This window comes from Microcoleus sp. AT9b-C3, assembly GCF_036705485.1.
Taxonomy (GTDB): Bacteria; Cyanobacteriota; Cyanobacteriia; order Cyanobacteriales; family Microcoleaceae; genus Microcoleus.
Genome location: NZ_JAUBUR010000001.1, coordinates 218389 through 232090 on the forward strand (window position 1 = coordinate 218389; position 13702 = coordinate 232090).

General features: G+C 45.0%; 11 protein-coding genes. 6 read left to right on the plus strand and 5 right to left on the minus strand.

Annotation, left to right across the window (positions count from 1 at the left end):
* The first annotated feature begins 65 nt into the window (after positions 1 to 65).
* A complete protein-coding gene (locus QUB77_RS00885; protein WP_332947108.1) occupies positions 66 to 296 on the plus strand; it encodes a DUF433 domain-containing protein in 231 nt (76 codons plus the stop codon).
* A complete protein-coding gene (locus tag QUB77_RS00890) occupies positions 293 to 544 on the plus strand; it encodes a DUF5615 family PIN-like protein (protein WP_332947107.1) in 252 nt (83 codons plus the stop codon). Before QUB77_RS00885 ends, QUB77_RS00890 begins: the two co-directional genes overlap by 4 nt.
* A 287-nt stretch (positions 545 to 831) precedes the next feature.
* On the opposite strand, the gene QUB77_RS00895 is transcribed toward QUB77_RS00890, so the two are convergent.
* Entirely contained in the window at positions 832 to 1062 is a 231-nt protein-coding gene (locus QUB77_RS00895) for a photosystem II protein, Psb35-related (protein WP_333169634.1), read from the minus strand.
* 567 nt (positions 1063 to 1629) lie between these two features.
* Here QUB77_RS00895 and treS point away from each other — a divergent pair.
* A complete protein-coding gene (gene treS / locus QUB77_RS00900; protein ID WP_333169637.1) occupies positions 1630 to 5010 on the plus strand; it encodes a maltose alpha-D-glucosyltransferase in 3381 nt (1126 codons plus the stop codon).
* 201 nt (positions 5011 to 5211) lie between these two features.
* Here treS and QUB77_RS00905 read toward each other — a convergent pair whose 3' ends face one another.
* Both QUB77_RS00905 and QUB77_RS00910 read right to left on the minus strand, forming a co-directional pair.
* Positions 5212 to 5532 carry a 2Fe-2S iron-sulfur cluster-binding protein gene (locus QUB77_RS00905; RefSeq protein ID WP_333046751.1) on the minus strand — a complete coding sequence of 107 codons (321 nt, stop codon included), beginning with the start codon at positions 5530 to 5532 and terminating at the stop codon, positions 5212 to 5214.
* A gap of 185 nt (positions 5533 to 5717) precedes the next feature.
* Positions 5718 to 6365, minus strand: coding sequence for a sigma-70 family RNA polymerase sigma factor (locus QUB77_RS00910; RefSeq protein WP_333169639.1), 648 nt, complete (start codon positions 6363 to 6365; stop codon positions 5718 to 5720).
* Positions 6366 to 6524: 159 nt separating this feature from the next.
* Here QUB77_RS00910 and QUB77_RS00915 point away from each other — a divergent pair, with 159 nt between their 5' ends.
* The gene (locus QUB77_RS00915) at positions 6525 to 6995 is read left to right on the plus strand and encodes an RNase H family protein (protein ID WP_333169643.1); all 471 of its coding nucleotides are present in this window, start codon (positions 6525 to 6527) and stop codon (positions 6993 to 6995) included.
* Here the strand turns inward: QUB77_RS00915 and QUB77_RS00920 are convergent.
* Positions 6986 to 10711 (minus strand): hydantoinase B/oxoprolinase family protein, encoded by a 3726-nt coding sequence (locus QUB77_RS00920; RefSeq protein WP_333169645.1) that lies wholly within the window; start codon positions 10709 to 10711, stop codon positions 6986 to 6988. The two genes, QUB77_RS00915 and QUB77_RS00920, sit on opposite strands and share 10 nt — an antisense overlap.
* Positions 10712 to 10856: 145 nt before the next feature.
* On the minus strand, positions 10857 to 11705 hold the full coding sequence (locus QUB77_RS00925; protein ID WP_333169648.1) for a M28 family peptidase: 849 nt from the start codon (positions 11703 to 11705) through the stop codon (positions 10857 to 10859).
* A 47-nt stretch (positions 11706 to 11752) separates the two neighbouring features.
* Here QUB77_RS00925 and QUB77_RS00930 point away from each other — a divergent pair, with 47 nt between their 5' ends.
* Together QUB77_RS00930 and QUB77_RS00935 are read left to right on the plus strand one after the other, a co-directional pair.
* Complete coding sequence (locus QUB77_RS00930; RefSeq protein ID WP_333169650.1) at positions 11753 to 12997, plus strand: AAA family ATPase; 1245 nt, start codon at positions 11753 to 11755, stop codon at positions 12995 to 12997.
* A gap of 1 nt (position 12998) precedes the next feature.
* Positions 12999 to 13670: a phage tail protein gene (locus QUB77_RS00935; RefSeq protein WP_333169653.1), complete on the plus strand. Its 672-nt coding sequence runs from the start codon at positions 12999 to 13001 to the stop codon at positions 13668 to 13670.
* Positions 13671 to 13702: the final 32 nt, after the last annotated feature.

Consider the following 13702-nt stretch of genomic DNA (forward strand, 5'->3'; position numbering starts at 1 on the left):
GCAAGATGCCTGTTCCACCAAAAATTAATCTTCTTTTGTCCCAGAAAGCCTGGTAGTTTAAAATCATGAAACAACTAACTAGAATCACTCTGAATCCAGAAGTAATGGGAGGAAAACCCTGCATTCGCGGCTTGCGAGTCACTGTGGGTACTATAGTCGGACTGATGGCATCGGGACACTTACCGTCAGGCATTTTGCAGGCTTATCCCTACCTGGAAGAAGCAGATATATATGAAGCACTTGCCTATGCAGCGTGGCGAGTTGAAGAAGTAGAAATTCCTCTCAAAATAGCGTGAAAATTTTGATTGATATGAACCTGTCACCTGAATGGACTGTCGTATTTACTAAATACGGAATAGAGTCTCTTCATTGGTCTACAGTCGGCGATCCTCGTGCCACCGATCGCGTTATTATGGAGTGGGCGCGAGTAAATGACTATGCCGTATTCACTCATGATTTAGATTTTGGCGCACTGCTGGCCGCAACCCAAGCTGATGCTCTAGCGTGTCATTCAAGTCCGTATTCAAGACGTGCTGCCTGCTAATATCGAGAGTTTGATTGTGGAAGTGTTCCATCAATTTGAGCCACAAATTGAGTCGGGGGCGTTCATTTCTGTGGATGAAACGCGCTCTAGGGTGAGAATTTTGCCGATTACACTTCGATAATTATTTATGGCCTGTTTCACAAAAATTAATCTGCTTGTGGAACAGGCATCTTGCCTGTAATTCAAAAATTAAGAACAGGCAAGATGCCTGTTGCACAAAAAATTAATCTGCTTGTGCAACAGGCATCTTGCCTGTTATTGAAAATGGTGAAATCTGTTACTTGATATCAAGAATTAGACATGGTGTGGCTGCCATAGGCATCTATGCTGTAGGCAGGAACGCGAACGCGGTAATCAATTTCTGTTCCCGTCACTGATTTTGCCAGTTGTTCAAAAGATTCATCGTTCCAATTCCGCTCGTGGATGGGCTTTGACTGTTCTCCGAGGAAATATGCTTGAGTGCCAATTACTGAGGCTGCGACCCAACCGACGATTAAAAGAGCGATTACAATAGTCATTTTTGGTTTTTCCTTAACTTTTGTTGCTTTATGTAAACTAATGTAACGAAAATTTGTAATAAACGTCAAGGTAGTGTAATGTCGTGGCAACCGTCCGGCAGGTAGTAAATACCGCACCTAATCCTGAGTCTGTAGGGTGCGCTTAGTGTCAACAAGGGTTCGATCTCCCCTAGCCCCCCTTAATAAGGGGAAGACAAGAGTGTTCTCAAAGTCCGCCTTATCAAGGGGGATTTAGACTGGGCTACCAGCGAGAGATACAGAGGGGTTTCAGGCTTAAGTTGACAGGCCTTGGTAGGGTGTACACCCCGCACCGGTGTTTCGGGTGTCCACCGCGCATCTGTATCGGAATTGTGAACTGTATCCGAAATAGCAAAACAGCTTGTTGAGATTTTATAGTTAAGAAATTATAAGTTTTGCGTTAATAAATTACGATTAAAAGTCTGCCGCTGGCATGAGGAATAGCGGCCAAATTATAAGTTATGATTTATCAGTTTGGGTGGGAACTAACAAATCCCAATTACCAAATTTTAAGTACAAATTACCAATGACCAATCCTCGCTACAAATCATGCCAAACTCAATCTTAAATAACGACCCGTTGTGGTTCAAAGATGCGATTATTTACGAAGTACCTGTTCGGGCTTTTGCCGACAGCAATGCAGACGGCATCGGCGACTTTAGAGGACTGACTGAAAAACTGGATTACCTGCAAAACTTGGGAGTAACAGCAATTTGGGTACTGCCATTTTTTCCCTCGCCACTCCGAGACGACGGCTACGATACATCTCACTATACTACCGTCAACCCGATTTACGGCACATTAGAGGATTTTAAAGACCTTTTAGAAGCAGCGCACGAACGGGGAATTCGAGTCATTATTGAGTTAATTGTCAACCACACTTCCGATCAGCACGCTTGGTTTCAGCGAGCGCGCCGCGCCCCGAAAGGCAGTAACGAAAGAGATTTTTATGTGTGGAGCGACACGCCGGAAAAATATCAAGATGCTCGGATTATTTTCCAAGATTTTGAAACATCTAATTGGGCTTGGGATGCGGTAGCAAAAGCTTATTACTGGCACCGTTTTTATTCCCACCAACCCGATTTGAATTACGACAATCCGGCAGTGCGCCAAGCCATCTTAGATGTGGTAGATTTCTGGTTGGCACTGGGAGTAGACGGACTGCGAATGGATGCGGTGCCTTACCTGTATGAGCGCGAAGGTACTAACTGCGAAAACCTGCCAGAAACTCACCAATTCCTGAAGCAATTGCGGCAGCACGTAGATGAGAAGTTTCCGAACCGGATGCTGCTTGCTGAGGCGAATCAGTGGCCGGAGGATGCGGTTGAATATTACGCTGCTGGGGATGAATGTCACATGAACTTTCATTTTCCGCTGATGCCGCGTTTATTTATGGCTTTGCACATGGAAGATAGCTTCCCAATTAGCGACATTCTCCAGCAAACTCCGCAGATTCCCAATAACTGTCAGTGGGCCTTGTTTTTGCGGAATCACGATGAATTGACGCTGGAAATGGTGAGTGATGAAGACCGAGATTATATGTATCGGGTTTACGCTCAAGACACTCAGGCGAGAATTAATTTGGGCATCCGCCGCCGCTTGGCTCCTTTGATGGGAAATAACCGCCGCCGAATTGAGTTGATGAATGCTTTGCTGCTGTCTCTTCCGGGTACGCCGGTGCTTTACTACGGCGATGAAATTGGCATGGGAGACAATATCTATTTGGGCGATCGCAACGGGGTGAGAACTCCGATGCAGTGGAGTGGCGATCGCAATGCCGGTTTCAGCCGTGCTAACCCGCAGCGGCTGTACGCGCCGCCAATTGTTGACCCTGAATATCACTACGAATCTGTTAACGTGGACGCGCAGCGGGCGAATCCGAGTTCTCTGTGGTGGTGGATGAAACGCCTGATTGCAATTAGGCAGCGCTTCCAAGCATTCGGCCGTGGAACTTGCGAGTTTCTGTACCCGGAAAACCGCAAAGTTTTAGCTTTTGTTCGCACTTATCAAGACGAACACATCCTCGTAGTGGCTAATTTGTCGCGCTTCGTGCAGACGGCAGAATTAGACCTTGCGCCCTTTAAAGGTGCTGTTCCGGTGGAGATTTTCGGCCGCACTGAGTTTCCGGCCGTTGGCGACTCGCCTTACTTTTTGTGCTTGAGCCCTCACACTTTTTACTGGTTTACTCTTACTGTTAAACACGAAGATTTTTCGCTGCACGGTGTTCCCACAGACTTGCCTACTTTGGCGGTGATAGGCAATTGGAAAAATGCTTTTGCTACAAGTCAGTTAAGCGATATGCTGCTTAATATTTTGCCGGGATACCTGCGGCGCCATCGCTGGTTTAGCGGTACAGATCGGACAATTCAATCATTAGAAATAAGTGAGCTTGTACCGATTGAATGTAAAGATAGTGCGGGGGAGCAATCTCAAGTTTACATTCTGTTTTTGCAGTTGAATTATACTGAAGGTATGCCGGAAACTTACGTTTTGCCTTTAGGGTGGGAAGAGATGAAAGGCGATGTGGACGATCGGGCGATCGCGCGCCTGCACTTTCCAGAAACCAACAAGGAAGTCGGGGTACTATTTGATGCTGCTGGTGACAAAGGTTTTCTGAGCGCGCTGCTGGAGGCGATCGGCAATTCTCGCAGTTACAGAGGTGTTGCAGGTCAACTGGTAGGAATTGCCGACAGTGCATTTAGCTCAGAAGAAGATTTATCGCAGCTCGACCCTCACCTGTTCAAAAAAGAACAAAGCAATACATCCGCAGGTTACGGCGACCGCTTCGTCCTGAAAATATTGCGAAAAGTCGAGGAAGGAATCAACCCCGAATTAGAAATCGGACGCTTTTTAACAGAGCGCAACTCGATCCAACACTACGCTCCAATTGCCGGAGCATTGGAATATCACACACCAGCCAAACAAGTCCTTACAGTCGGAATCCTACAAAAATTAATCCCCGACAGCGTAGATGCTTGGTCTTATACATTAGACACCCTGCGCGACTATTTCGAGCGAGTAATGACAGTAGAAGCAAAGCATTCCGGTGAGAATTTATCTACGGCCCCCGAAAATTATTTACCGAACGCTTTGACCGGACAGCAGCGGCAGCAAAACTCGCTAGTAGCCGATTTATCGCTAGAAATTCCGGCGTTAGCTCGCGAACTCATCGGCTCTTACTTAGCATCAGCCGAACTTTTAGGTCAACGGACAGCCGAACTTCACCTCGCTTTAGCTGCTGACACAGAAAATCCCGCTTTTGCCCCAGAAAGCTTCACTTCCTTTTACCAGCGTTCCATTTATCAATACATGAGAAATGTGGCAGGAAGAACTTTGCTGGAGCTGAAAAAACGGATGTCCAAACTGCCGCCAGAAATACAAAAATCGGCGCAAAAGCTGCTCAACCGCGAAGATTTGCTCATGGAACGTTTCAAGTCTATTCTGAACTTGAGAATCACAGCCGATAGAATTCGCTGTCACGGAGACTTTCATTTCGGGCAAGTTCTTTATACAGGCAAAGACTTCGTAATTATTGATTTCGGAGGAGAGCGCGATCGACCCTTAAACGAGCGACGGATGAAGAGGTCGCCCCTGCGAGATGTTGCGGGAATGCTGCAATCTTTGAGTTACGCTGTTACTTTGGCACTCCGCAATGAAGTAGAAAGTGGCATGATTCGCCCTGAAAATCTCCCGGAGATGCAGCAGTGGGCAAACGTTTGGCACCGCTGGGTCAGCCTCACTTTTGTCAAGAGTTATTTGGCAACAGCAGCCGATGCAGATTTCTTGCCCAAATCTATACCGGAACTACAAGTTTTGTTGGATGCTTACATTTTGGAAAAAGCGGTTGGCGAGCTAGCCTACGAACTCAATTACCGCTTGGATTTGGCGGAAATTCCGCTTCAGCGGATTCTACAATTGCTGAATTTATAAGGGCGGGTTTATCTATACTCATTAGGGTGCGTGACTTTTTAGCCACTCAAGTGGCAGCGAGAGGCTGGAGAGTCACGCACCTTACATGACAAGAAATCTGCTTTGATAACGATTTTATGTGCGAATATAATTCGCTCTTTTACCAACAAATTCCGCGCCCCGCGAGGCTACCAGACACGATGCTAAAAAACCGATTTTCTATTATTTAAAATAAAGAGCGGCTTGATATAAAACTTGTTCTTGATGCGTTAACAAAGTGCAGTCAGAAAGCGGGTAAGCCACACAAGTAACAGCGTAGCCAGCTTGCAATTCGGACGGCTTCAAAAACTTTTGTTCGCTTTGGTCGATTTCACCGCTCAGCAGTTTGACAACGCAAGCAGAACACTCTCCTTGCTTGCATCCATTCGGCAAGCGGATGCCGGCATCTTCTGCCATATCTAAGATATACTGGTCGTCTGGTACTGCGATCGTGCGATCGAGCGCGAGAGCCTCATTCACCAACCGAACTTGATAAACTGCCATTTCCACCTCTTATATTGGGATTGCTTGTATTCAACCAAAATAGATGATTACAATTTACACAAAACATCTAATTGTAGGGTGCGCACTGCGCACATTCCCCTATATATAATAGCTAAAAAACCCCGGTATTTTCAAAATACCGGGTTTTCGAGAATCTACAAACTCGGCGGGATCGCATACTATATCTAGACAAGTGCTTCTTGATAATCGAGATTTTCATCTAGATAAATAGCCCGAATATCCTCCGGCAAGTTGGATTCTAAACTTTGATATCCTTTTTGGAGCAAAGCCTTTACCTGAGCGGGCGAAATAGCTTCGCCTTCTGCTTGCAAATAAGCTGCAATTCGAGTTTCGCTCCAGCGGAAAGTCTGAGCCATCAACACCACTAAACGCGGCAGCGGCGCTAACAATTCCAAGGCTTGTTTGACGTAACACCACAGGGGAGGCGGAGCCGATTGCAAAGAGTAGTGAATCGACTCAACAGGGGGCAATTGGGCTTGATTTATGCAGACTGCGGTGACATTAATCAGCCAGTTTTGGAGACTGAGATTGCCGCCATCAGACTCTTGAATCTCGCGGCGCAAATCGAGGCCTCGGAGTTCGTGATAGATGTGCAGCCAAGTGTGGGCAAATAGGTAATCGCCTTGTACGGGCGATCGTACGGAATGGCGAATCAGGGAGTGTACAATTTGAGCGTAGCGGCAAAAAATCGCCGTGAAGAAGCGACCCTGATCGGGATGGTTTTGAAACAGAGTCAATAATTCCTGGTCGCTGTGATGGAACAGGGATTTGACCACAGGATGGTTGAGTTCTGAAAAATTAGGTGTTTGCACAATTGTTCTGGAAAGGTTTGGAGAATAAATGCGGGTGCAGCCCGATTCTACAACACGATATACATTGGGTGCAACAGCTTTGAAATTATGTTGATACTTAATTCAATTAATTATATAATATCGCCAAATGTTTATATTCCCTGAAGGAGTCCCACAAGCATGAGCAACTTGAAACAAGTTAGCATCTATACTCGCGGTATAACTACGGCGAACGGTGCTGGTGGATATGGGGCAATCTTGCTGTATGAAAATCATCGCAAGGAACTATCCGGCGGATTTCAGTTAACTACACACCATCGTATGGATATTATTGCTGCAATTGAAGGTCTAAAAGCACTCAAAACAAGATGTAAAGTGACGCTATACAATAACAATGGCTACCTTGTAGATGCTATTGCCAACAATTGGGCGCTGCGCTGGCAAGCTAATAACTGGAAAAATAGCGAACACAAACCTACTGCTAACGTAGATTTGTGGGAGCAACTACTCCAATTCTGTTCGCAACACGACGTGGAGTTTATTAGACTTAAGCAATCTGCAGGCAACCAAGAGTATCAACGCTGCAATTATATTTCCAGACAAGCAGCCAATCAACAAAACTTACCAGCAGATGAAGGCTATCAACCGTAAAGCCCGCTAGGAAAACCATATCCTCCGCCCCCCGGAGTCTCAATGACAAACACATCCCCCGGCTGCATTTCCACAGTCGCCGTACTCCCCAAATTCTCAACTTTTCCATCAAACTTTTCAACATAATTCCGCCCAACTTTCCCCGCTTCACCCCCATTCAAACCGCAAGGAGAAATCACCCGCCGCCCCGATAAAATTCCCGCCGTCAGATACTCCCGAAAGCGCACTCGCCGCACAACTCCATTACCGCCGCGATGATATCCATTCCCCCCGCTATGAGCCCGAATTGCAAAACTTTCTAACAACACCGGAAACCGCCATTCTAATACTTCGGGATCGGTTAAACGCGAATTAGTCATGTGAGTTTGAACCGCATCCGTACCATCAAAACTTGCACCAGCACCCGCACCGCCGCAAATAGTTTCATAATATTGATAGCGCTGATTTCCAAAGGTAAAATTATTCATAGTTCCCTGAGAAGCAGCCATCACTCCCAAAGCACAATACAAAGCATCGGTAATATTCTGCGATGTTTCCACATTTCCCGCAACTACCGCCGCTGGATAGCGAGGATTCAGCATACAGCCTTCAGGATTGATGATTTTGAGAGGTTTCAAACAGCCCGCATTTAGAGGGATATCGTCATCTACCAAGGTGCGGAAAACATACAAAACAGCGGCTTTGCACACGGCTGCGGGAGCATTAAAATTGTTGGATTGTTGAGCAGAAGTGCCAGTAAAATCTATTTTTGCACTGCGCGCAGATTTGTCAATTGTAATCGCTACCTTAATTTGTCCGCCACTATCCATCGGATAAGTAAACTCGCCATCTTGCAACACATCAATTACCCTGCGTACCGACTCCTCCGCATTGTCTTGTACGAAGCCCATATAAGCTTGCACAGTCTCTAATTCATAATGCTCTACCATCTTGAGCAGTTCTTCTGCGCCGCGCTTGTTAGCAGCAATTTGTGCTTGCAAATCGGCTATATTTTGAGCGGAATTGCGAACCGGAAAATTTCCCGCTGTCAGAAGTTCTAGTAATTCTTTTTCTCTAAAATTCCCCTCGCTTACTAACAGGAAATTGTCAAGCAATACACCTTCTTCAGTTACTGTTGTACTGTTAGGAGGCATGGAACCGGGAGTGATGCCGCCGATGTCGGCGTGGTGTCCCCGCGAGGCAACATAAAACAAAGGAAGAGAGGAATCACCATCAAATACTGGAGTAATAACGGTGATATCTGGCAAGTGTGTGCCGCCGTTGTAGGGATTGTTAGAAACATAAACATCGCCGGGTTGAATCGCATTGCCTCGTGCTAAAATTAAAGCTTCAACGCTTTCGCTCATCGAGCCCAGATGTACGGGAATGTGCGGCGCGTTGGCAACTAATTGCCCGTTTTTGTCGAAAATTGCACAGGAAAAGTCGAGACGTTCTTTGATGTTGACTGAGGAACTTGTGTTTTGCAATGTGACGCCCATTTGTTCGGCGATCGCCCGAAACAAATTATTAAAAATTTCCAGCAAAACCGGATCGGATTTAGCCGCAGATAAACGCGAATGAACGCGGATATTATCTGCGTTTATCTGCGTGCATCTGCGGTTCAAAATTAGATCGTTATTTTCGGTGATTTCCCCTTCCCAGCCCGGTTCTATGATATTAGTTCCCGTAGCTTCAACAATCATAGCAGGGCCTTCTATGCAGTCGCCCGATCGCAAATCATCTCTCTGATAAACAGGCGTTGCCCGCCACCCGCCAGCAACATAGGTTTGCACCGTTGAAATTGGTTGAACAGGCAAGATGCCCGTGCCACCAGAGGGGGAAATTGTGGAGGCTTCCGGCACATCCATTCTTTCTACAACTTCCACCGACACTGCTTCCACAATCAGCGGCTTTTCTGGCATAATAAAACTGTAACGCTGTCGGTGGGCTGCTTCAAATTCAGTCTGCATCGCCTCAATATTGTCAGCAAAATTGACCGCCAAAACCGAGTCACTTCCCTGATATTTTAAGCGCAACTTGCTAACAACTAAAACCTCTGACTCATTCTCTGCGTTCTCTGCGCCTCTCCGGTTCAATTCCCTCTTTCCCTCAGCCTCCAATTGGGTTAAAATATAATGCAAATCAGCTAATAATTCTGCATTTAATTGTTCCTCGATCGCCCTTTCGCGAATAGCCCGCACATCAGCCAAACCCATACCGTAAGCCGACAACACACCCGCATAAGGGTGAATAAACACCCGTTTCATCCCCAAAGCATCCGCGATCGCACAAGCGTGTTGGCCGCCCGCCCCGCCGAAACAGCACAATGTATACTCCGAAACATCGTAACCGCGCTGAAGCGAGATTTTTTTAACGGCATTTGCCATCTTTTCCACAGCGATCGCCAAAAAACCCTCCGCCACCTGTTCCGGTGTCCTCTCGCCCCCAATTTCCCCCGCTAGTTGCACAAATTTTTGGTTTACTACCTCAGGGGCGATCGGCAAATCTCCATTCAATCCAAATACTTTCGGGAAAAAATCCGGTTGAATTTTCCCCAACATCACATTGCAATCAGTCACCGTCAAGGGGCCACCTTTGCGATAGCAAGCGGGCCCAGGATTGGCCCCTGCCGACTCCGGCCCGACGCGGTAGCGAGATCCGTCAAAAAAGACAATTGAACCGCCGCCGGCTGCTACAGTGTGAATTGCCATCACGGGCGATCGCAATCTCACCCCAGCAATTTCCGTCTCAAATTCGCGTTCGTATTCGCCGTTAAAATGGGCAACATCTGTCGAAGTTCCGCCCATATCAAAGGTAATAATTTTATTAAAACCTGCCTTTTTGCTGGTTTGAACAGCACCGACAATTCCCCCAGCAGGCCCGGATAAAATACTGTTTTTTCCTTGAAATTGTGCCGCGTCCACTAAGCCGCCGTTCGATTGCATAAACATTAATTTAGGGGATTGGGCATGGGGGATTGGGCATTGGGGATTGGGCATTAATAATCCCTCGTCTCCGGGATCTGCCTCTCTTAATTGACTGGTTACTTGTTCGACATAACCCCGCAAAATCGGAGATAAATAAGCATCGACAACCGCAGTATCTCCCCGCGAAACTAATTTCATCAGCGGGCTGACTTCGTGAGATACTGAAATTTGAGTAAAGCCAATTTCTTTCGCTATTTTAGCAACTTGTTTTTCGTGTTCCGAGTAGCGGTAGCCGTGCATGAATACGATCGCACAACTGCGAATTCCCTCATCGTATGCTTGCTGCAAACACGGGATAAACTCGGGATTGACAGCAGTTAACTCCTCACCTTGAGCGCTGTAGCGTTCCGCAACTTCAATCACTCGATCGTACAGCATCTGGGGCAAAACAATATGACGCGCGAAAATATTCGGGCGGTTTTGATAGCCAATTCTCAGCGCATCGCCGAAACCTTTAGTAATTAACAGAATTGTGCGATCGCCCTTTCGTTCCAGCAAAGCATTTGTCGCCACCGTCGTCCCCATTTTAATCGCTTCAATTTCGGCGGCGGGTATAGCTGCGCCGGCGGGAATTCTCAAAATATCGCGAATTCCTTGGACTGCGGCGTCGGTGTAGCGTTCTGGGTTTTCCGACAGCAGCTTGTGAATGACTAATTTACCGTCGGGGCTGTTGGCGACAATATCGGTAAAAGTACCGCCGCGATCGATCCAGAATTGCCAGCGAGTGCGATCGGGATAAGTAGGATTCATATCTCTTTTTTTTGATATTTTTGCTTGATTAATTTACAATTATTGACCCAACTTCTGTTCGAGTCAATTCATAAAACTCATAACTTCGGTTCATAAAAGTCAGAATTTATGGTCGCTCAAACTAGCAGGCGCTCGATGGTGTTAATTATAGATGTCGAAGGCCCTTGACTAACCCCTGACAAACACCAGCCAGAAAATCCAAATCCAAAGTCTCAATCCTATCGCTTTCTCGATGATAATGCGGATTTCGCATATTAGCAGTATCAGTCACCATAATAGCCGGATAACCATTATCCCAAAAAGGAACATGATCGCTACGGCGAGTATCCGGCACAATTAAACCTCGATTCGGCACCGGCAGCCACTCGCAGGGCTGACCAGATTTGCGAATTTTGCCACTCAAATTAATCAAATCGGGAAGCGTCCGCAAATTGCCAATTAAAGCAATAAAATTGCCACTATTTGGATAAAAATATTTCAAGCCAGCGGGATAGCTTTGAGAATTAGGATTATGGTTGCAATAACCCAACATTTCCAAAGAAATCATTAACCGGATTGACTTTTGCTGTTGCTTGTATTTAGCTGCATGATGACTGCTTCCAAAACAACCGTATTCTTCCATATCAAAGGCGACTAATTGCACTGGATATTTGAGCGGCGCAGATGCGATATCCCTTGCGAGTTCCAGCAAAACAGCAACACCAGTAGCATTATCATCGGCCCCAGGCGATCCGGGTACAGTCTCGTAATGAGCACCAATTACGATCGGCGGCAAGCCCTTCTTACTTGCCCGATCGGAGGGGGGTAAATCCAAAATCAAATTGTGATGAATTCGGCCGCGCACCGCAAAATCGTCAATTTCTACAGTTCCCCACTGTGCCAACTGTTCGCGGATGTATTGCTGAGCATAAAAATGCCCTTCGGATGCGAGGTATGGGTTGCGATCGCGTACAATTTGAATCAGATGGCTGTGCAGGCGTTCCTTGAGATCCATGCGATCGGAGATACAATGAGTACACTCGAATTATATGGGATTGAATTATGATTGGAGAAGTCAGAATCGAAAATTATAAGTCCATTCAAAAGCTGAAGCTGGAATTAGGACGAGTGACCGTATTGATTGGCGAAAATGGCTGCGGCAAAAGCAATATCCTAGAGGCGATCGCCCTTGCTTCTGCGGCGGCTGATGACAAGCTGGATAACGAGTTTTTAGCTTCTCGCGGCATTAGAGTGACAGAACCTCAATTTATGCGATCGGCCTTTGAAAGGAAAAATTTGGTTAAAAATATCAAAATTGATATTAAAGAAAACCAAGGAGAAAACTTTAGTTATCTTTTACACAATGATAACTCTCCCTATTCAAAGTGGGAAAATAAAGATTTGTTCGCCCAGGAGATTTATTTAAAAGATATTGTTTACTACTCTAAGGCAAGACAAAATGTTATATCTACCAACCCAAAAAACCAACCTGAGGAAGTAAGTCTAGAAGACGTTAAAAAAAGCATAAAAGCATTAGAAGGAGCCTCAGAAGACGAATTAGAACAAATGTTAAAACCCAAAACAATACAAGAATTCTTGTTGTTGTTGTTAGGCTCAATAAACAGAAGCCTTGCCCCGGCTCATTTAATTGACTTCACAATTTACTCTCCCGAAGACCAAGCATTACGCACTTTTGAAAAAGAAGGACAGATTCAACCATTAGGCATTAATGGTGAAGGTTTGTTTAAACTTATAAAATTTTTAAATTCTGATGAAAACCAAGATCGACTCAATCAAATTCAAGAAAAGTTGCGATTGATAGATTGGTTTAGAGATTTTGAAGTGCCTGAAGATTTATCACCAATGCAAACTTCTCTCCAAATAAAAGATAAATATTTAGACATTGATTTAAGTTATTTCGATCAAAGAAGTTCTAATGAAGGCTTTTTATTTGTACTCTTTTACTTGGCCTTGTTCATCAGCGACCTCACGCCGAGTTTTTTTGCAATAGATAACATTGACGCTTCCCTCAATCCCAGATTGTGCCGCCGATTAATGCAAGAATTAGTCGAATTAGCAAAAAAACACGACAAACAAGTCATTTTTACAACCCACAACCCGGCAGTTTTGGACGGTTTGGATTTAGATGATGACGAACAGCGGCTGCTTGTGATTTCCCGGAATCAATTAGGTTATACTAAGGCTAGACGCATTCTCAAACCTAAACCTTTGGAGGGACAAGAACCTGTGAAATTATCAGAGGCATTTTTGAGAGGCTATATCGGCGGACTTCCTAAGAATTTTTAATATGATTAGTTTTGGATTGGTTACAGAGGGACTTACTGACCAAATTGTAATTGAGAATATTTTAGCTGGATATTTCAATAGTCCCGATTTAGTGATTAGACCACTTCAACCAGAAAGAGATAAAAAAGATGAAAACAAATTTAAAGGTTATGGTAGTTGGAGTCAAGTCTTTGCTTATTGCCGTTTAAGAGATTTTCAAGAGTCGTTTCAATTTAATGACTATATCATTATCCAAATAGACACGGATGTTTCACAAGATTATGGTATCCCACAGCAAGACGAAAATGGTGAATTTACTCCTCCAGAGTTGATTGGAAAAGTTATTGAAAAGTTCAAACAAGAAATTGGGGAAGATTTCTACAGTAAATGTCAACAGCGAATCATTTGGGCTATATCCGTACACTCTATTGAGTGTTGGTTGCTGCCACTGTATTATAAAGACAACAAAAAGTCTAAATTCAAAAATTGTTTAGAGACGTTAAATAAGGAAATTGTAAAAAAACATGATTTTACAATTGACGCCAAAAAGCCTGAATATTATCGGGACATTTCCAAACAATATCGCAAGCATAAGGATTTGATGGCTTGTTACCAACACAATCCCAGTTTGAAAAGTTTTGTAGTAGATATTAAAAGCAAAAAAATTGTTGTTGTTTTAGAAGACGAGTGGTAAATTCAGGCAATTTTGCCTAAACTTTTCCACCT